Annotated in this window: 23 protein-coding genes; 22 read left to right on the top strand and 1 reads right to left on the bottom strand. The window is 69.8% G+C overall.

The window, feature by feature from the left end:
- From AB0316_RS19905 to AB0316_RS19850, 12 genes are all read left to right on the top strand, one after another.
- On the top strand, nt 1–186 hold the full coding sequence (locus tag AB0316_RS19905; RefSeq protein ID WP_020143231.1) for a type Z 30S ribosomal protein S14: 186 nt from the start codon (nt 1–3) through the stop codon (nt 184–186).
- Nucleotides 187–325: 139 nt separating this feature from the next.
- Nucleotides 326–724, top strand: coding sequence for a 30S ribosomal protein S8 (gene rpsH, locus AB0316_RS19900; RefSeq protein WP_141823442.1), 399 nt, complete (start codon nt 326–328; stop codon nt 722–724).
- A gap of 12 nt (nt 725–736) precedes the next feature.
- The gene (gene rplF / locus AB0316_RS19895) at nt 737–1273 is read left to right on the top strand and encodes a 50S ribosomal protein L6 (RefSeq protein ID WP_366274910.1); all 537 of its coding nucleotides are present in this window, start codon (nt 737–739) and stop codon (nt 1271–1273) included.
- 3 nt (nt 1274–1276) lie between these two features.
- A complete protein-coding gene (gene rplR / locus AB0316_RS19890) occupies nt 1277–1651 on the top strand; it encodes a 50S ribosomal protein L18 (protein ID WP_142204311.1) in 375 nt (124 codons plus the stop codon).
- Nucleotides 1652–1691: 40 nt separating this feature from the next.
- The gene (gene rpsE / locus AB0316_RS19885; RefSeq protein WP_366274909.1) at nt 1692–2348 is read left to right on the top strand and encodes a 30S ribosomal protein S5; all 657 of its coding nucleotides are present in this window, start codon (nt 1692–1694) and stop codon (nt 2346–2348) included.
- A complete protein-coding gene (gene rpmD / locus AB0316_RS19880) occupies nt 2348–2530 on the top strand; it encodes a 50S ribosomal protein L30 (RefSeq protein ID WP_045191891.1) in 183 nt (60 codons plus the stop codon). The genes rpsE and rpmD overlap by 1 nt, the downstream gene beginning before the upstream one ends.
- A gap of 2 nt (nt 2531–2532) precedes the next feature.
- Nucleotides 2533–3009: a 50S ribosomal protein L15 gene (gene rplO / locus AB0316_RS19875; RefSeq protein WP_366274907.1), complete on the top strand. Its 477-nt coding sequence runs from the start codon at nt 2533–2535 to the stop codon at nt 3007–3009.
- A gap of 188 nt (nt 3010–3197) precedes the next feature.
- Nucleotides 3198–4523, top strand: a complete 1326-nt coding sequence (gene secY, locus AB0316_RS19870) for a preprotein translocase subunit SecY (protein ID WP_366274905.1) — start codon at nt 3198–3200, stop codon at nt 4521–4523.
- Nucleotides 4523–5092, top strand: a complete 570-nt coding sequence (locus AB0316_RS19865) for an adenylate kinase (RefSeq protein ID WP_366274904.1) — start codon at nt 4523–4525, stop codon at nt 5090–5092. Before secY ends, AB0316_RS19865 begins: the two co-directional genes overlap by 1 nt.
- Nucleotides 5092–5943, top strand: a complete 852-nt coding sequence (map, locus tag AB0316_RS19860) for a type I methionyl aminopeptidase (protein ID WP_366274903.1) — start codon at nt 5092–5094, stop codon at nt 5941–5943. Before AB0316_RS19865 ends, map begins: the two co-directional genes overlap by 1 nt.
- A gap of 53 nt (nt 5944–5996) precedes the next feature.
- On the top strand, nt 5997–7430 hold the full coding sequence (locus AB0316_RS19855; RefSeq protein WP_366274902.1) for a serine hydrolase domain-containing protein: 1434 nt from the start codon (nt 5997–5999) through the stop codon (nt 7428–7430).
- Between the two features lie 231 nt (nt 7431–7661).
- Nucleotides 7662–9077: a DHA2 family efflux MFS transporter permease subunit gene (locus AB0316_RS19850; RefSeq protein WP_366274936.1), complete on the top strand. Its 1416-nt coding sequence runs from the start codon at nt 7662–7664 to the stop codon at nt 9075–9077.
- Nucleotides 9078–9144: 67 nt separating this feature from the next.
- Here AB0316_RS19850 and AB0316_RS19845 read toward each other — a convergent pair whose 3' ends face one another.
- Nucleotides 9145–9885, bottom strand: a complete 741-nt coding sequence (locus AB0316_RS19845) for a hypothetical protein (protein ID WP_366274900.1) — start codon at nt 9883–9885, stop codon at nt 9145–9147.
- 117 nt (nt 9886–10002) lie between these two features.
- Between AB0316_RS19845 and AB0316_RS19840 the strand changes: the two genes are divergently transcribed.
- From AB0316_RS19840 to AB0316_RS19795, 10 genes are all read left to right on the top strand, one after another.
- Nucleotides 10003–10356: a DUF1801 domain-containing protein gene (locus tag AB0316_RS19840; RefSeq protein WP_366274898.1), complete on the top strand. Its 354-nt coding sequence runs from the start codon at nt 10003–10005 to the stop codon at nt 10354–10356.
- A 160-nt stretch (nt 10357–10516) separates the two neighbouring features.
- The gene (gene infA, locus AB0316_RS19835; RefSeq protein ID WP_013493543.1) at nt 10517–10738 is read left to right on the top strand and encodes a translation initiation factor IF-1; all 222 of its coding nucleotides are present in this window, start codon (nt 10517–10519) and stop codon (nt 10736–10738) included.
- 155 nt (nt 10739–10893) lie between these two features.
- Complete coding sequence (gene rpmJ, locus AB0316_RS19830) at nt 10894–11007, top strand: 50S ribosomal protein L36 (protein WP_006592630.1); 114 nt, start codon at nt 10894–10896, stop codon at nt 11005–11007.
- 222 nt (nt 11008–11229) lie between these two features.
- Nucleotides 11230–11604 (top strand): 30S ribosomal protein S13, encoded by a 375-nt coding sequence (gene rpsM / locus AB0316_RS19825; RefSeq protein WP_142181434.1) that lies wholly within the window; start codon nt 11230–11232, stop codon nt 11602–11604.
- A 57-nt stretch (nt 11605–11661) separates the two neighbouring features.
- Nucleotides 11662–12057: a 30S ribosomal protein S11 gene (rpsK, locus tag AB0316_RS19820; RefSeq protein WP_034801606.1), complete on the top strand. Its 396-nt coding sequence runs from the start codon at nt 11662–11664 to the stop codon at nt 12055–12057.
- A 32-nt stretch (nt 12058–12089) separates the two neighbouring features.
- The gene (gene rpsD / locus AB0316_RS19815; protein ID WP_366274895.1) at nt 12090–12698 is read left to right on the top strand and encodes a 30S ribosomal protein S4; all 609 of its coding nucleotides are present in this window, start codon (nt 12090–12092) and stop codon (nt 12696–12698) included.
- Between the two features lie 158 nt (nt 12699–12856).
- Complete coding sequence (locus AB0316_RS19810) at nt 12857–13888, top strand: DNA-directed RNA polymerase subunit alpha (RefSeq protein ID WP_142204319.1); 1032 nt, start codon at nt 12857–12859, stop codon at nt 13886–13888.
- Nucleotides 13889–13959: 71 nt separating this feature from the next.
- A complete protein-coding gene (gene rplQ, locus AB0316_RS19805) occupies nt 13960–14535 on the top strand; it encodes a 50S ribosomal protein L17 (RefSeq protein WP_366274893.1) in 576 nt (191 codons plus the stop codon).
- A 107-nt stretch (nt 14536–14642) separates the two neighbouring features.
- The gene (gene truA, locus AB0316_RS19800; RefSeq protein ID WP_366274891.1) at nt 14643–15548 is read left to right on the top strand and encodes a tRNA pseudouridine(38-40) synthase TruA; all 906 of its coding nucleotides are present in this window, start codon (nt 14643–14645) and stop codon (nt 15546–15548) included.
- A gap of 43 nt (nt 15549–15591) precedes the next feature.
- Nucleotides 15592–17274 (top strand): ATP-binding cassette domain-containing protein, encoded by a 1683-nt coding sequence (locus AB0316_RS19795; RefSeq protein WP_366274889.1) that lies wholly within the window; start codon nt 15592–15594, stop codon nt 17272–17274.

The raw sequence follows: 17274 nt of genomic DNA, 5'->3' as shown, positions 1-17274 counted from the left end.
ATGGCCAAGACCGCGCTGGTCAACAAGGCGAACCGGAAGCCGAAGTTCAAGGTCCGCGCGTACACCCGCTGCCAGAAGTGCGGCCGCCCGCACTCGGTGTACCGCAAGTTCGGCCTCTGCCGCATCTGCCTTCGCGAGATGGCTCACGCGGGCGAGCTGCCGGGCGTGACCAAGAGCTCCTGGTAACCGGCTCCCCGAGCCGCGAGCAACGCAGAGCAAACCCAAGACCAACACACCTCTGACACCGTAGGTCGGCCCCACGGCACCTGCCGAACGGCATCACGCCGAAGTCGAAACCCCGGTGAGGAAGGGCGGAGAGCCCACAATGACCATGACTGACCCGATTGCGGACATGCTGACCCGCGTCCGGAACGCCAACTCGGCGCACCACGACGTCGTCTCCATGCCGTACTCGAAGCTGAAGAAGAACATCGCCGAGATCCTCCAGGCGGAGGGCTACATCGCCTCCTGGAAGATCGAGGAGGCCGAGGTCGGCCAGACGCTGACCATCGACCTCAAGTACGGCCCCAACCGTGAGCGCTCGATCGCCGGTGTGCGCCGCGTGAGCAAGCCCGGTCTGCGCGTCTACGCCAAGTCCACGAACCTCCCGCGGGTTCTCGGTGGCCTCGGCGTGGCGATCCTGTCGACGTCGAACGGTCTGCTGACCGACCGCCAGGCACACGAGAAGGGCGTGGGTGGGGAAGTCCTCGCCTACGTCTGGTAAGGAGACACTGACATGTCGCGAATCGGACGACTCCCGGTCTCCATCCCCTCGGGTGTGGACATCAAGGTCGAGGGCCAGGACGTCACCGTCAAGGGCCCCAAGGGTGAGCTCTCGCTGACCGTCGTGCAGCCGATCACGGTCGAGCTGGCCGAGGGCAACCTCGAGGTCAAGCGCCCCAACGACGAGCGTGACTCGCGCTCGCGCCACGGCCTGACCCGCTCGCTCATCAACAACATGGTCCTCGGTGTCACCGAGGGCTACGAGAAGAAGCTGGAGATCCACGGCACGGGTTACCGTGTCGCCGCGAAGGGCTCGGACCTCGAGTTCTCGCTCGGATACTCGCACCCGATCCTCATCCAGGCTCCCGCCGGCATCAGCTTCGCCGTCGAGAACCCGACCCGCTTCTCGGTGCAGGGCATCGACAAGCAGCTCGTCGGTGAGGTCGCGGCGAACATCCGCAAGCTGCGCAAGCCCGACCCGTACAAGGGCAAGGGCGTTCGCTACGCGGGCGAGCAGATCCGTCGCAAGGTTGGAAAGGCCGGTAAGTAAGCCATGGCAATGATCATCAAGCGCGGCAAGTCCAAGGCTGCCGCCCGCATCCGTCGCCAGGTGCGCGGTCGCAAGAAGATCGCCGGCACCGCGGCCCGTCCCCGCCTCGTCGTGTCGCGGTCCAGCCGTCACCTGTTCGTGCAGGTCGTCGACGACACCGTCGGCAAGACCGTCGCCTCGGCCTCGACGATGGAGGCCGACCTGCGCGCCTTCGACGGCGACAAGACGGCCAAGGCCAAGCGCGTCGGCGAGCTCGTCGCCGCGCGAGCCAAGGACGCCGGCATCGAGGCCGTCGTGTTCGACCGTGGTGGCAACAAGTACCACGGCCGGGTCGCGGCGATCGCCGAGGGCGCCCGCGAAGGCGGTCTGTCCCTGTGAGCAACTTCGTGAACGCAACCGTTGAGATGAGGAACATCTGATGCCCGGACAGCAGCGTCGAGGCACCGGCCCCGCCGGTGGCGGCGAGCGCACCGAGCGCGGAGACCGCCGCGACAACCGCGGTGGCCGCGACAACCGCGACAGCCGTGACGACAAGAACCAGTACGTCGAGCGCGTCGTGACCATCAACCGTGTCGCCAAGGTCGTCAAGGGTGGTCGTCGCTTCAGCTTCACCGCCCTGGTCGTCGTCGGTGACGGTGACGGCACCGTGGGTGTCGGCTACGGCAAGGCCAAGGAAGTTCCCGCGGCCATCGCCAAGGGTGTCGAGGAGGCCAAGAAGAACTTCTTCAAGGTCCCGCGCATCCAGGGCACCATCCCGCACCCCGTCCAGGGTGAGGCGGCTGCCGGTGTGGTCATGCTGCGCCCCGCCGCTCCCGGTACCGGTGTCATCGCCGGTGGCGCGGTGCGTGCGGTGCTCGAGTGCGCCGGCATCCACGACGTGCTCAGCAAGTCGCTGGGCTCCGACAACGCCATCAACATCGTGCACGCCACGGCCCAGGCCCTGCGCGAGCTCGAGCGTCCCGAGTCGGTTGCTGCCCGCCGTGGCAAGAGCCTCGAGGACGTCGCCCCGGCCGCCATGCTCAAGGCGCGTGCCGCCGGCCTCGCCGAGGCCCAGGCTGCGAAGGCTGGTGCGTGATGGCTCGTCTGAAGGTGACCCAGACCCGTTCCGAGATCGGTGGCAAGCAGAACCAGCGTGACACGCTGCGCAGCCTCGGTCTGAAGCGCATTGGCGACGTCGTCGTCAAGGAGGACCGTCCCGAGATCCGCGGGATGGTCAAGACGGTGACGCACCTCGTGACCGTCGAGGAGGTTGACTGACCATGGCCGACAACGCCAAGAAGTCGGGCGAGTCCGCCCTCAAGGTCCACCACCTGCGTCCGGCCCCCGGAGCCAAGACCGCCAAGACCCGTGTCGGTCGTGGTGAGGGCTCCAAGGGCAAGACCGCCGGTCGTGGCACCAAGGGCACCAGCGCCCGCTACCAGGTTCCGGAGCGCTTCGAGGGTGGCTCGATGCCGATGCACATGCGTCTGCCGAAGCTGCGCGGCTTCAAGAACCCGTTCCGCACCGAGTACCAGGTCGTGAACCTCGACCGCCTGCAGCTGCTCTTCCCCGAGGGTGGCCAGGTGTCCGTTGCGGACCTCGTCGCCAAGGGTGCCGTCCGTGACGGCTTCCCGGTGAAGATCCTCGGCACGGGCGAGATCTCCGTGAAGGTCGAGGTGGAGGCGCACAAGTTCTCCGCCTCCGCCAAGGAGAAGATCGAGGCCGCTGGCGGCACGGTCACGGCCCTCGCCGGCTGACCGACCAAGGCCCTGGCCTCGAAGTGACCACCACACACCTCGTGTGAACAGCGCCCCGGGCGCCCACTGCGGACCGACGTGACGTCGGTAACCGCGGGAGGGAGCCCGGGGCGCTGTGCCTTTGCGTTAACCTTCCACGGATTGCATGACTTACGCCGCGCCACCCGTGCGGCCCCCAGGAGGACCCAGTGCTCGCCGCTTTCGTACGCGCGTTCCGTACCCCGGACCTGCGCAAGAAGCTGCTCTTCACGCTCGGCATCATCGTGCTGTTCCGGCTCGGATCGCACGTACCGACGCCGGGCATCAGCTACAGCCTCGTGCAGAAGTGCCTCGCGGCCGGAAAGGCCGCCGGCGGTAGCGACCAGAGCGGGTTCCTCAACCTCGCCAACCTCTTTTCCGGTGGCGCGCTGCTCCAGCTGTCGGTCTTCGCGCTCGGGATCATGCCGTACATCACGGCGAGCATCATCATCCAGCTGCTGACGGTCGTCATCCCGCGCTTCGAGGCGCTCAAGGAGGAGGGGCAGTCGGGCCAGACGAAGCTGACCCAGTACACCCGCTACCTGACGATCGGCCTGGCCATCCTGCAGTCGGCCACGCTGGTGACCTTCGCCCGCAATCCCTCGAGCCTCTTCGGCGGCTCGTGCGACACGATCATGGTCGACCAGTCGCCGGTCACGATCCTCATCATGGTGCTCACCATGACGGCGGGCACCGGCCTGATCATGTGGTTCGGCGAGCTCATCACCGACAAGGGCGTCGGCAACGGCATGTCGCTGATGATCTTCACCTCGATCGCCGCCGGCTTCCCCGCCTCGCTGTGGAGCATCAAGAACAACAAGGGTTGGGGCACCTTCCTCGGCATCCTGCTCCTCGGCATCTTCGTCATCGCTGCCGTGGTCTTCGTCGAGCAGTCCCAGCGCCGCATCCCGGTGCAGTACGCCAAGCGCATGGTCGGACGCCGGATGTACGGCGGCACCTCGACCTACATCCCGCTCAAGGTCAACATGGCCGGCGTCATCCCCGTCATCTTCGCCAGCTCGCTGCTGGCGCTGCCGGGCCTCGTGGCGCAGTTCAACACCCACGCCAACGGCGACAACCCCGGCTGGGTCGACTGGGTCCAGGCCAACCTCGTCAAGGGCGACCACCCGATCTACATGGCGGTCTACGTCGCGCTGATCCTGTTCTTCACCTTCTTCTACGTCTCCATCACGTTCAACCCGACCGAGGTCGCGGAGAACATGAAGAAGTACGGCGGCTTCATCCCGGGTATCCGGGCCGGGCGACCCACGGCCGAGTACCTCAACTACGTCCTGACCCGAATCACCGTGCCGGGTGCCATCTACCTCGCCATCGTCTCGCTGATCCCGCTCATCGCCCTCGTGCTCGTCGGCGCCAACCAGAACTTCCCGTTCGGTGGCACCTCGATCCTCATCGTCGTCGGTGTGGGCCTCGAGACGGTCAAGCAGATCGAGGCGCAGCTGCAGCAGCGTCACTACGAAGGGTTCCTCCGTTAATGCGACTGATCATCCTCGGCCCGCCCGGTGCCGGTAAGGGCACGCAGGCGGCCCGGATCGCCGAGCGGCTGGGCATCCCGGCCATCTCGACCGGCGACATCTTCCGCGCCAACATCAAGGACCGCACCCCGCTCGGCGTCAAGGTCGACGAGATCATCAAGTCGGGCGGCTACGTCTCCGACGAGATCACCAACGAGATCGTCGAGGACCGGCTCTCCTGGGACGACGCGGTCGACGGCTTCCTCCTCGACGGCTACCCGCGCACGGCCGGCCAGGTCGACGCGCTCGACGCCATGCTCTCGCGCCACGGCCACGCCCTCGACGCCGTCCTCGAGCTCGAGGTCGACGAGGACGCCATCGTGCAGCGGCTGCTCAAGCGCGCCGAGACCGAGGGGCGCGTCGACGACACCGAGGAGATCATCCGCGAGCGCCAGGCGATCTACCGCAAGGAGACCGCACCGCTCGCGCAGCACTACGAGCTCGTGGGCCTGCTCGTGAAGGTGGACGGCATGGGTGAGGTCGACGAGGTCACCGACCGCGTCATGGCGGCGCTGCCGCAGCACCGCTGATGTTCGGACGCAACAAGCTCCAGGGCCGCACCGACGAGCAGCTCCTCCTCATGCGTGAGGCGGGCCTGCTCGTCGGGCGCACGCTCGAGCTGCTGGCCGCCGAGCTGCGGCCGGGCCTGACCACGCTCGACCTCGACCGGCTGGCGGAGGAGTTCATCCGCAGCCACGGGGGCGTCCCGAACTTCCAGCTCGTCCCCGGCTACAGCCACACGCTGTGCACCAGCGTCAACGACGAGGTGGTGCACGGCATCCCCGGCCCGCGGGTGCTCGAGGCGGGCGACGTCGTCTCCGTCGACTGCGGCGCCGAGGTCAAGGGCTGGAACGGCGACGCCGCGTTCACCGCGGTCGTCGGTGGCCGCGAGGCCGGGCATGCCGAGGACCTCGCGCTCATCGACGCCACCGAGGCGAGCCTCTACGCGGGCATCGCCGCCATGCAGGTCGGGGGACGGTTGTATGCCGTGGGCGACGCCGTCGAGGCGAGCATCGAGGCCGCGGCCGAGCGCGACGGGTTGAACTACGGCGTCATCGACGAGTACGTCGGTCACGGCATCGGCACCCAGATGCACATGGACCCGCAGATCCCCAACTACGCGGTGCGCGAGACGGGGCCCAAGCTCGTCGACGGGTTCACCGGCGCCATCGAGCCGATGGTCACCCTGGGCGGCACCGACACGAAGGTGCTGGCGGACGACTGGACGGTCGTCACGACCGACGGGACCCGCGCCGCCCACTGGGAGCACTCGGTGGCCGTCCGCGAGGACGGGCTGTGGGTGCTCACCGCCGTCGACGGTGGCAAGGCCGCCCTCGAGACGGTCGGGGCGGCATACGCCCCCCTCGACGCGGTGGGCTGACGGGCTCGGCCCCCGTCCCCGCAGGGGCACCGGCGGTGCGTAGCCTCACGTGCATGAGCCTTCCCCGCAGCACCCCGTCAGCGCAGGGCATCGACGCCGCCGGCCTCCTCGCGTTCGTCGACGCGGCCGAGCGCGGCGACCTCGACCTGCACAGCCTTCTGGTCGTGCGGCACGGCCACGTCGTCGCCGAGGGCTGGTGGGCGCCGTATGCCGCGAGCCGCGTCCACCTCGCGTACTCCCTCTCGAAGACGGTGACCGCGACGGCCGTCGGCTTCCTCGTGCAGGAGGGCCGGCTCTCGCTGGACGACCTCGTGCTCGACCACTTCCCGGACCTCGACCGCACCGCTGTCGCCGAGGGGTGGGAGCGGGTGCGGGTCCGGCACTGCCTGTCGATGACGGTGGGCCACGAGCAGGACGCGTGGGGGCAGGTCTTCGACCGGATGAGCGGCAGCGACTTCGGCGACGAGGGCGACTGGGTGCCGAAGGTCTTCGCGACCCGGCCCACCCGTGAGCCGGGGACCGTCTTCGCCTACAACCAGGTCGCCACCTACCTGCTGTCCGTCATCGTGCGCCGGGTCGCCGGGGAGGGCGTGGCCGACTTCCTGCGCCCGCGCCTGCTCGACCCGCTGGGGCTGCCAGACATCCCGTGGCACCGCGACCCGCTGGGCCGCGAGCTCGGCTTCACTGGCTCGCACCTGACCACCGAGGGCATCGCCTCGATCGCCCAGCTCTACCTCGACGGCGGCCGGTGGCAGGGTGAGCAGCTGCTGTCGCAGGAGTGGGTGCAGGAGGCGACGCGCGCCTTCGGGCCACTCAACGAGGACCCGGGCGCCGAGGAGGACTGGCGCCGCGGCTACGGCTACTCCTTCTGGATGCAGCGCCACGGCTTCCGCGGCGACGGCGCCTTCGGCCAGTTCCTCATCGTGCTGCCCGAGCAGGACACCGTCGTGGCCGTCACCGCGGAGCAGGAGCGGATGCAGTCCACGCTCGACCTGCTCTGGGAGCACGTGCTCCCGGCCGTCGACGCTCCGGGCTCTGCCGAGGCGGACGACCGGCTCGCGGAGCGGTTCACCGCCCTCGAGCTCCCGGCCCTGTCGGGTGACGCCCTCGGACCCGAGCACGTCGAGCTGTCGAGATCGGCGGACTCCGACCTCGCCGAAGGCTTCACCGCCGTCTCCGTCACCCGAGACGGGAACGACCACGTGCTGGGTCTCGAGCGCCGGGGCGAGTGGTTGCGCATCCCGGTGGGGCGCGGGGTCTGGCGCGAGGGCGAGCTGGTCGGCGGGGGAGCGACGCTGCCCGTGGTGGCCAGCGGCGGCTGGGTCGACGAGGACCTCTTCCGTGCCGAGGTCATCGCCATCGAGTCGCCCCACCGCTTCCGGGTCGAGGCGCGACTGCGCAGCGGGGACGCCGACCTCCGCTGGCGGATGGTGCCGCTCACCGGCCCCGACCCGCTCTGGCTCGCGACGCGCTGGAGCACCGCCTGACCGCACCCCCGTCCCACAGCACCTCCCGGTCGACCCGTGACGGCTGTCGGTGGGCGGGTGGACAATCGGGGGTGCTGCGCGAGGCGGCGGAAGGGGGCCACCATGGCCGCGGAGGAGACCAGCTCCGGTGTGAGCGAGCAGACCGCAGTGACGGGTGCGGGGCAGGCAGCCCCGGCACGGCACCACGCCGGGGTGCCAGAGGGGCACAACCCGTGGCCCGCGCTGTGGGCCATGGTCATCGGCTTCTTCATGATCCTGGTCGACTCGACCATCGTGTCGGTGGCGACCCCGGCGATCCTGCGGGGCCTGCACACCGACGTCAACAGCGTCATCTGGGTCACCAGCGCCTACCTGCTCGCCTACGCCACGCCACTGCTCATCACCGGTCGTCTGGGTGACCGCTACGGTCCGAAGCGCCTCTACCTCGTCGGCCTCACGGTCTTCACGATCGCCTCGTTGTGGTGCGGCCTCACCGGCACCATCACCGGTCTCATCCTGGCCCGCGTCGTGCAGGGCCTCGGCGCCTCGATGCTGACCCCGCAGACGATGGCGGTGATCACCCGCACCTTCCCCGCCGCCTCCCGCGGCCAGGCGATGGCGCTCTGGGGTGCGACCGCCGGGGTCGCGATCCTCGTCGGTCCGGTGCTCGGCGGTCTGCTCGTCGACGGGCCCGGGTGGGAGTGGATCTTCTTCATCAACGTGCCGGTCGGGGTCGTCGCGTTCGTGCTCGCCGCGCGGCTCGTCCCCCGGCTCGAGACCCACAGCCACCGCTTCGACTGGCTCGGCGTCGCGCTCTCGGCGGTCGGGATGTTCCTGGTCGTGTTCGGCATCCAGGAGGGGGAGACCTACGACTGGGGCACCATCAGCGGCATCGTCTCGGTGCCACTGCTCATCGGCGTCGGCCTGCTCGTGCTGGGCGCCTTCGTCTGGTGGCAGGCCCACAACACCCACGAGCCGCTGCTGCCACTCGGGCTCTTCGGCGACCGCAACTTCACGCTGGCCAACATCGCCATCACGACCATCGGCTTCTCGATCACCGCCATGGCCTTCCCCTTCATGCTCTACGCGCAGGCGGTGCGGGGACTCTCGCCCACGTCCGCGGCGCTGCTCCTCGCGCCGATGGCCGTCATCTCGGGAGGGCTCGCGCCGGTGGCGGGGCGCCTGGCGGACCGGGTGCACCCGCGCGGCATCACGGCGGTCGGCATCGGTCTGACATCGGCCTCGCTGCTGTGGCTCGCCCTCGTCATGCACCCGGCCACGCAGACCTGGGTGCTGCTGCTCCCGATGGCCCTCATGGGTGTGGGCAACGCGTTCATGTGGGGCCCGCTCGGCGCCACGGCCACCCGTAACCTGCCGCTGTCGTCGGCGGGGGCCGGTTCCGGCGTCTACAACACCACCCGCCAGGTCGGGGCGGTCCTGGGCAGCGCGGCGATCGCCGCCGTCATCCAGGCCCGCCTGGCCGCCGACCTGCCGGGCATCCCCGGCGACCTCGGCGGACTGCAGGCCTCCGGTGGCTCGATGCCGGCCAGGATCGCCGACGGCTTCGCCTCGGCGATGTCGGAGTCGATGCTGCTGCCCGCCGCCGTGCTGCTCATCGGTGTCCTCGCGGTGCTCTTCTTCGAGCGTCCGGCCAGCCATCCGCGCTGACACGTCTCTCTCGGGGGCACGCCGGCGGCCGGGGAAGCGGGTCTTGGGGGATGGCCGACGGTGCGGGCTAGCGGCCGAGCGTGCCGGCGCGACCGCCGACGTGCACGACCAGGCGCTCGGCGACGACGCGGGCGTTGGCCTGCAGCACGTCCAGGGGCACGCGGGGGAGGTTGTCCTCCCAGTCGATGAGCGGCGAGCCGCGGAACTGGAGCATCCGGGCCGGCCGGCCCAGGAAGACCAGGTGCAGGTGCGCGCCGCCGTCGCCCCACTTGGCGAGCTGGACGCGCCCCACGCTGGGCACGTGCTCGACCGCGTCGGCGATGGCGACGACGAGCTGTCCCATCTCGGCCGCCAGCTCGATGGGCAGGGTGGTGAGGTCGTGGTGTTCGAGCGGCTGCAGCACCAGCATGACCGGCAGGCCGGTGTCGGAGGACAGGCCCAGCCGCCACCGCTCGTTGGACCAGACGACCTCGGGCCCGCCGACGGTGTCCGGGTCGGCCGCGCACCAGCACTCGGCCGGGTCCTCCCCGCGGCGCGGCGGCTCCTCGTCGACCGGCGGCCGGACCGCCTTGAGCCGCAGGCCCTCGATCTCGTAGGGGTAGATGTCCCAGCCGGGCATCTCCTCGACCGCCACGGGCAGCCGCCCGTCCGCTCCGGCCGCCGCCGCGATCCGCGCGTAGTAGGCCTCGACCTCCTCCGCCTCGGTCGGCGGGGCGCTCACCACGTCGGTGTGGTCCTCCGGAGCCTCGGCAGACTGGGGAGTCGGCGTGGTGGGCGGTTGGGTGGCGTCGGCACCTGGCTGGGTCATCACGTCAGTATGCCGTCGCGCACCAGCCAAAAGCCCGCGCGGGCAACCGGGGGTTCGCGGGCCACGGCATACGGCATACGCCTGCCTGCCGACCTCCTCCGGTGGGACCCTCGAGGCATGGGCACCGTCACGGACTACCTCGCCGGACTTCCCGGCGAGCAGCGCGAGGCGCTGCAGCGGGTCGTCGACGTTGCGACGCGCGTCGCGCCTGACACAGTCGAGGGCACGAGCTACGGGATGCCGGCCCTGATGCTCGACGGCCAACCGCTCCTGAGCGTGCGGGCCGCGGCGAGGCACCTGTCGCTGTTCCCCTTCAGCTCGGCCGTCGTCGAGGCGGTCTCCGACGAGCTCGACGGCTTCTCGCTCAGCAAGGGGACGATCCGCTTCCGGCCCGCGCAACCGCTGCCGACCGGTGTGGTCGAGCAGGTCGTGCGGCTGAGGCGAGCCGAGCTCGAGCGACGCACGCGGTGAGCCTTCGCCGATTTCAGGAACGGCCGCTTCTGGCGTAACCTTGACCGTTGGGTGTCGTGTGCCGCGACGCTCGAATGCCGGCCGTGCCTCCAGCGCGGCCACCAGGCACGTCACAAGGCCGGCTCAGTCCGGGTCGGCCACCAACAGTTAGACGGAGGATATGGCCAAGAAGGACGGTGTCATCGAGATCGAGGGCACGATAGTCGAGGCTCTCCCGAACGCGATGTTCCGGGTGGAGCTCTCCAACGGTCACAAGGTGCTCGCACACATCTCGGGCAAGATGCGACAGCACTACATCCGGATCCTCCCCGAGGACCGGGTCGTGGTCGAGCTCTCGCCCTATGACCTGACCCGCGGTCGGATCGTCTTCCGCTACCGCTGAGCACCAGGTCCGGCCCTGGCCACCCGCGCGAGCGGGCCCAGCAGCCGGGACGAGTGCAAGGCACGAACACCCGATTACCCACCCAAGCACCTGGTCGTCACACGCCCTCCAAGGGCGTGCGGGGAACGGGCGCGCGATCCGAAGACAGCAGGCAGATGAAGGTTCAGCCGAGCGTCAAGAAGATCTGCGACAAGTGCAAGGTGATCCGCCGCAACGGTCGGGTCATGGTGATCTGCGAGAACCTGCGCCACAAGCAGCGCCAGGGCTGAGCAGAGCCACCACCCTCGCCGTCGACAGCCTTCGACAGCACGCGAAAAAGTGAAGAAAAGCAGCACCCGGCCCCTGATGACCGACCGTCGTGTCGGCGCAGGACGTCACCCCCGGCACGGAGGCCGGGGACCGGTGGCCCGTCCTTCTGAGTGGCGGGCCGTGACCCCGGATCGGTGACTGCTCCAGACCTCCGCGAAACAGAAATCAGGAGACAACCCAACATGGCTCGTCTTGTTGGAGTCGACCTTCCGCGCGAGAAGCGCGTCGAGGTCGCACTGACCTACATCTTCGGTGTCGGTCGCACCCGTTCCAAGGAGGCGCTGGTTGCCACCGGCGTCAACCCCAACACCCGCGTCAAGGACCTCGGTGAGGCCGAGCTCGTTGCGCTTCGTGACTTCCTCGAGGGCAACTACCGCCTCGAGGGTGACCTTCGCCGTGAGGTGCAGGCCGACATCCGCCGCAAGGTCGAGATCGGCTCCTACGAGGGTCTTCGTCACCGTCGTGGTCTGCCCGTGCGCGGTCAGCGCACCAAGACCAACGCGCGCACCCGCAAGGGCCCGAAGCGCACCGTGGCCGGCAAGAAGAAGGCCCGCTGACGTTGATCGCGCTGCGATCACGTCTCACCGACATTCAGTTCTGACGTAGGAGAAAAATTGCCTCCCAAGGCTCGCGTGACGAAGGTTCGTCGCAAGGAGAAGAAGAACGTCGCCCACGGGCACGCTCACATCAAGAGCACGTTCAACAACACGATCATCTCGATCACGGACCCCACCGGCGCCGTGATCTCGTGGGCGTCTGCCGGCCAGGTCGGCTTCAAGGGCTCCCGCAAGTCCACCCCGTTCGCAGCCCAGATGGCTGCCGAGGCTGCTGCCCGCCGCGCCATGGAGCACGGCATGCGCAAGGTCGACGTCTTCGTCAAGGGCCCGGGCTCGGGCCGCGAGACGGCGATCCGCTCCCTCACGGCCACCGGCCTCGAGGTCGGCGCGATCAGCGACGTCACGCCCACGCCGCACAACGGTGTCCGCCCGCCCAAGCGCCGTCGCGTCTGATCCGGCCCTGAGCGAGAGAGAGAACTAGACACATGGCTCGTTACACCGGCCCGATCACCAAGAAGTCCCGCCGCCTCAAGATGGACCTCGTCGGCGGCGACAAGAACTTCGAGCTCCGTCCCTTCCCGCCCGGCCAGCACGGCCGTCGCCGGATCCAGGAGAAGGAGTACCTCACGCAGCTTCAGGAGAAGCAGCGTGCGCGTTTCCAGTACGGCGTCATGGAGAAGCAGTTCGTCCGCTACTACAAGGAAGCGGCGAAGCGCCCCGGCAAGACCGGTGAGAACCTCCTCCAGATCCTCGAGTCGCGCCTCGACAACGTGATCTACCGCGCGGGCCTGGCCCGCACGCGCCGTCACGCCCGTCAGCTCGTCACGCACGGCCACTTCGAGGTCAACGGCGTGCGCGTCGACGTCCCGAGCTACCGCGTCGAGCAGTACGACATCATCACGGTCCGCAAGCAGTCCGTCGAGAGCTTCCCGTTCGAGCTGGCCCGCCAGACGTTCGGCGAGCGTCCCGTGCCGGCCTGGATGCAGGTCGTCGAGGGCTCGCTGCAGATCCTCATCCACCAGCTCCCGGTGCGCGCGCAGATCGACTCGCAGCTCACCGAGCAGCTGATCGTCGAGCTCTACTCGAAGAACTGATGCAAGGCGGCGTATGCCGTCTGGTCCGCCGGACGGCATACGCCCCCCTTGTGCGTGGGGCCGCGTTCGCAGACAGAGGCGGACCGGCCCGCCCGGGTCACGACCGGGCAGTGTCACGAGGCGTCATATGGCGGTCGCCCGTGGGAAGGAAATGAACAGTGCTCATCGCACAGCGTCCCGTGCTCTCCGAAGAGGTCGTCGCGGGCAACCGCAGCCGCTTCACCATCGAGCCGCTCGAGCCCGGCTTCGGCTACACGCTCGGCAACTCCATGCGTCGCACCCTGCTCTCGAGCATCCCGGGCGCGGCAGTCACCTCCATCCGCATCGACGGCGTGCTCCACGAGTTCACGACCGTTCCGGGCGTGAAGGAGGACGTCACCGAGATGATCCTCAACATCAAGGGCCTCGTCGTCTCCTCGGAGCACGACGAGCCGGTCGTCATGTACCTGCGCAAGCAGGGTCCGGGTGCGGTCACCGCCGCCGACATCACGCCGCCGGCGGGTGTCGAGGTGCACAACCCCGACCTGCACATCGCGACGCTGAACGACAAGGGCAAGCTCGAGATGGAGCTGACCGTGGAGCGTGGCCGCGGCTACGTCTCGGCGCAGCAGAACAAGTCCGGTGACCAGGAGATCGGCCGCATCCCGGTCGACTCGATCTACAGCCCGGTGCTGACCGTGACCTACAAGGTCGAGGCCACCCGTGTCGAGCAGCGCACCGACTTCGACAAGCTCATCGTCGACGTCGAGACCAAGAACTCGATGACCCCGCGCGACGCCATGGCCTCGGCCGGCAAGACGCTGGTCGAGCTCTTCGGCCTGGCCCGCGAGCTCAACGTCGAGGCCGAGGGCATCGACATGGGCCCGTCGCCGACGGACGCCGCGCTCGCTGCGGACCTCGCCCTGCCGATCGAGGACCTGGACCTCACCGTTCGTTCCTACAACTGCCTCAAGCGCGAGGGCATCCACACCGTGGGTGAGCTCGTGGGTCGCAGCGAGGCCGACCTGCTCGACATCCGCAACTTCGGTGCGAAGTCGATCGACGAGGTCAAGGCCAAGCTCGTCGGCATGGGTCTGGCCCTCAAGGACAGCCCGCCCGGATTCGACCCGTCGGCCCTGGTCGACGGCTACGGCGACGATGACTACAGCGACGACGACGACCAGTCGTTCGTCGAGGACGAGCGTCTCTGACCAACCTTTCTTGACCGAGCCCTCGGCACACCGCTCGAGAACGGCCTGGTCGGACTTCTAGGAGAAACGAAATGCCCACCCCCACCAAGGGTCCCCGCGTCGGTGGCGGCCCCGCCCACGAGCGGCTGATCCTGGCCAACCTCGCGACGTCGCTCTTCGAGAACGACCGGATCACCACGACCGAGGCCAAGGCCAAGCGCCTGCGCCCGCTCGCCGAGCGCATGATCACCTTCGCCAAGCGCGGTGACCTGCACGCCCGCCGCCGCGTCCTCACGGTCGTGCGCGACAAGGGTGTCGTCCACCGTCTCTTCGCGGAGATCGCCCCCGACATGGCGGCGCGCGAGGGCGGCTACACCCGCATCACGAAGATCGGCGCCCGCAAGGGTGACAACGCCCCCATGGTCGTCATCGAGCTCGTCCGCGAGCCGCTCTCGGCCAAGAAGGCGACGGTCAAGGAGGCCGAGGCCGCCACGAAGCGCGCTGCCAAGCAGAGCGAGGCCAAGCCTGCCGCCGAGGAGCCCGCCGAGACCCCGGCCGAGGACGCCGCCGTCGAGCCGGCCGCCGACGAGGCTGCTGTCGAGTCGACCGAGTCCACCGAGGACGCTGCTGCGTCCGACGAGGCCGGCGCCGAGAAGACCGAGGCCTGAGCCACGCCTGGCCCAGCCGAAGAGCAGCCCGTCCCCCTGGGGGCGGGCTGCTCTTCGCTTTTCCCCGGGGCCTCGTCCGCGGCCGTCGCCCGTTAGGCTCGGGCGCCATGAGCGAGCCGAAGCCGTCCGACACGGCCCTGATCCGGGTCCGGCTCGATCTCGCCTACGACGGCACCGACTTCTCCGGCTGGGCCGCCCAGCCGACCCTCCGCACCGTCCAGGGCGAGCTCACGACAGGGCTGTCCACCGTGCTGCGCAGCCCCGAGCCCGTACGCGTGACCGTGGCCGGCCGCACCGACGCCGGGGTGCACGCTCGGGGCCAGGTCGCCCACGTCGACCTCGACGCAGCCGCGTGGGCCGCCCTGCCCGGTCGGTCGGACCGTGAGCCCGGCCGCGCCCTCGTCAGCCGTCTCGTCGGCGTGCTCCCGCACGACATCGTGGTGCGCCGGGCCGAGCTCGCGTCTCCGGGCTTCGACGCGCGCTTCTCGGCGGTCGAGCGGCGCTACCTCTACCGCCTCGCCGACGCGGATGCCGTCCGGGACCCGCTTCGGCGGCACGAAACCGTCTGGTGGCGCCGGCCGCTCGACGTGGAGGCGATGGACGAGGCGTCGCGGGCGCTGGTGGGGCTGCGCGACTTCGCCGCCTTCTGCAAGCAGCGCGAGGGGGCCACGACCGTCCGCACGCTGCTCGACTTCTCGTGGACCCGGGGGCCCGACGGGGTGCTCGAGGCCACGGTGCGCGCCGACGCGTTCTGCCACTCCATGGTGCGCTCGCTCGTCGGCTCGGTCGTCCCGGTGGGGGAGGGCCGCCGCGACCGTGACTGGCCGCGCCGGCTCCAGGAGGGGGCGCAGCGCGGTTCCGGCCTGCACGTCATGCCGCCGCACGGCCTCTCGCTGGAGGAGGTCGTCTACCCCGACGACGCCGAGCTCGCGAACCGCGCCGTGATGACCCGGGCCCGTCGCGCTCCCGTCACCACGGCGGCTCCGGCGGAGGCCGAGCGCACGGAGGCATAACCCGCGTGACGCGGGCCCACGGCATACGACAGGCTTGTCTGCCGTGGGCCACGTCGATGTCAACTCCCTCTCCTTCAGCCTGCCCGACGGCAGGCCCCTGCTGAACGACGTCTCGCTGCGGGTCGGTGAGGGGGCAAAGATCGCCCTCGTCGGGCCGAACGGCACGGGCAAGACGACGCTGACGCGGATCATCGCCGGTGACCTGGCAGCCCACGAGGGCGCGGTCACCCGCTCGGGTGGCCTCGGCGTGATGCGTCAGTTCATCGGCAAGGTGCGCGACGACACCACGGTGCGCGACCTGCTGGTCTCCGTCGCCCCGGAACGGCTGCGTGCGGCCGCCGAGGAGGTCGACCGCACCGAGCTGCTGATGATGGAGCGCGACTCCGAGGCCGACCAGATGGCGTACGCGCACGCCCTCGTCGAATGGGGCGAGGCCGGCGGCTACGAGCAGGAGACGCTCTGGGACAAGTGCACGGTCGCCGCGCTGGGCGTGCCGTACGAGAAGGCCCAGTGGCGCAAGGTCACGACCCTCTCCGGTGGCGAGCAGAAGCGCCTGGTCCTCGAGGCGCTGCTGCGCGGGCCCGAGGACGTGCTGCTCCTCGACGAGCCGGACAACTACCTCGACGTGCCGACGAAGCGCTGGCTCGAGGAGGCGCTCGTCGCCTCGCCGAAGACGGTGCTCTTCATCAGCCACGACCGCGAGCTGCTCGACCGGGTGGCCACGAGGGTCGCGACGCTCGAGCCGGGGCCGGCCGGGGCCACGCTCTGGGTGCACCCCGGCCGCTTCGGCACCTATGCGCAGGCTCGCGCCGACCGCAACGCGCGACTGGAGGAGCTGCGCCGGCGCTGGGACGAGGAGCACGTCAAGCTCAAGACGCTGGTGCAGACCCTGAAGGTCAAGGCCAAGTTCAACGACGGCATGGCCTCGCGCTACCAGGCGGCGCAGACTCGCCTCGCCAAGTTCGAGGAGGCGGGGCCGCCCGAGGAGACGCCGATGACGCAGTCGGTGCGGATGCGCCTGACCGGTGGCCGCACGGCCAAGCGGGCGGTCGTGGCCACCGGCCTCGAGCTGACCGGTCTGATGAAGCCCTTCGACCTCGAGGTCTGGTACGGCGAGCGCATGGCCATCCTCGGCAGCAACGGCTCGGGCAAGTCGCACTTCCTGCGGCTGCTCGCATCGGGCGGCACCGACCCGGAGCGCGAGCACCAGCCGGTCGGCGACGTGCGCCCGGTGCCGGTGGAGCACTCCGGCACGGTGCGCCTGGGCTCGCGCGTCCGGCCGGGCTGGTTCGCCCAGACGCACGAGCACCCGTCGCTCGTGGGCCGCACGCTCCTCGAGATCCTGCACCGCGGCGACGAGCACCGCGACGGGATGCCGAGGGAGCAGGCGGCGCGGGCGCTCGACCGCTACGAGCTGGCCCGGTCGGGGGAGCAGCGGTTCGAGTCGCTCTCAGGCGGTCAGCAGGCGCGGTTCCAGATCCTGCTGCTCGAGCTGTCGGGGGCCACGATGCTGCTGCTCGACGAGCCCACCGACAACCTCGACCTCCAGTCGGCCGAGGCGCTCGAGGAGGGGCTCGAGGCGTTCGAGGGCACCGTCGTCGCGGTCACCCACGACCGGTGGTTCGCTCGCGGCTTCGACCGCTTCCTCGTCTTCGGTGCCGACGGGCGCGTCTATGAGTCGAACGAGCCGGTGTGGGACGAGGGACGGGTCGTCCGCCCCCGCTGA

The sequence above is a fragment of the Terrabacter sp. NPDC080008 genome, from assembly GCF_040702505.1.
GTDB lineage: Bacteria > Actinomycetota > Actinomycetes > Actinomycetales > Dermatophilaceae > Terrabacter.
Note: the sequence above shows the minus strand (reverse complement) of the source record. Positions and strands in the feature narration are given on the sequence as shown.

Coding starts and splice junctions, on each gene's coding strand:
- rplQ (WP_366274893.1), top strand. CDS start 13,960: ATGCCCACCCCCACCAAGGGTCCCCGCGTCGGTGGCGGCCCCGCCCAC.
- AB0316_RS19850 (WP_366274936.1), top strand. CDS start 7,662: ATGGTCATCGGCTTCTTCATGATCCTGGTCGACTCGACCATCGTGTCG.
- rpmD (WP_045191891.1), top strand. CDS start 2,348: ATGGCTCGTCTGAAGGTGACCCAGACCCGTTCCGAGATCGGTGGCAAG.
- AB0316_RS19845 (WP_366274900.1), bottom strand. CDS start 9,885: ATGACCCAGCCAGGTGCCGACGCCACCCAACCGCCCACCACGCCGACT.
- rplO (WP_366274907.1), top strand. CDS start 2,533: ATGGCCGACAACGCCAAGAAGTCGGGCGAGTCCGCCCTCAAGGTCCAC.
- rpsH (WP_141823442.1), top strand. CDS start 326: ATGACCATGACTGACCCGATTGCGGACATGCTGACCCGCGTCCGGAAC.
- map (WP_366274903.1), top strand. CDS start 5,092: ATGTTCGGACGCAACAAGCTCCAGGGCCGCACCGACGAGCAGCTCCTC.
- AB0316_RS19840 (WP_366274898.1), top strand. CDS start 10,003: ATGGGCACCGTCACGGACTACCTCGCCGGACTTCCCGGCGAGCAGCGC.
- rpsE (WP_366274909.1), top strand. CDS start 1,692: ATGCCCGGACAGCAGCGTCGAGGCACCGGCCCCGCCGGTGGCGGCGAG.
- AB0316_RS19855 (WP_366274902.1), top strand. CDS start 5,997: ATGAGCCTTCCCCGCAGCACCCCGTCAGCGCAGGGCATCGACGCCGCC.
- rpsM (WP_142181434.1), top strand. CDS start 11,230: ATGGCTCGTCTTGTTGGAGTCGACCTTCCGCGCGAGAAGCGCGTCGAG.
- rpmJ (WP_006592630.1), top strand. CDS start 10,894: ATGAAGGTTCAGCCGAGCGTCAAGAAGATCTGCGACAAGTGCAAGGTG.
- AB0316_RS19905 (WP_020143231.1), top strand. CDS start 1: ATGGCCAAGACCGCGCTGGTCAACAAGGCGAACCGGAAGCCGAAGTTC.
- rpsD (WP_366274895.1), top strand. CDS start 12,090: ATGGCTCGTTACACCGGCCCGATCACCAAGAAGTCCCGCCGCCTCAAG.
- rplR (WP_142204311.1), top strand. CDS start 1,277: ATGGCAATGATCATCAAGCGCGGCAAGTCCAAGGCTGCCGCCCGCATC.
- rplF (WP_366274910.1), top strand. CDS start 737: ATGTCGCGAATCGGACGACTCCCGGTCTCCATCCCCTCGGGTGTGGAC.
- truA (WP_366274891.1), top strand. CDS start 14,643: ATGAGCGAGCCGAAGCCGTCCGACACGGCCCTGATCCGGGTCCGGCTC.
- infA (WP_013493543.1), top strand. CDS start 10,517: ATGGCCAAGAAGGACGGTGTCATCGAGATCGAGGGCACGATAGTCGAG.
- AB0316_RS19865 (WP_366274904.1), top strand. CDS start 4,523: ATGCGACTGATCATCCTCGGCCCGCCCGGTGCCGGTAAGGGCACGCAG.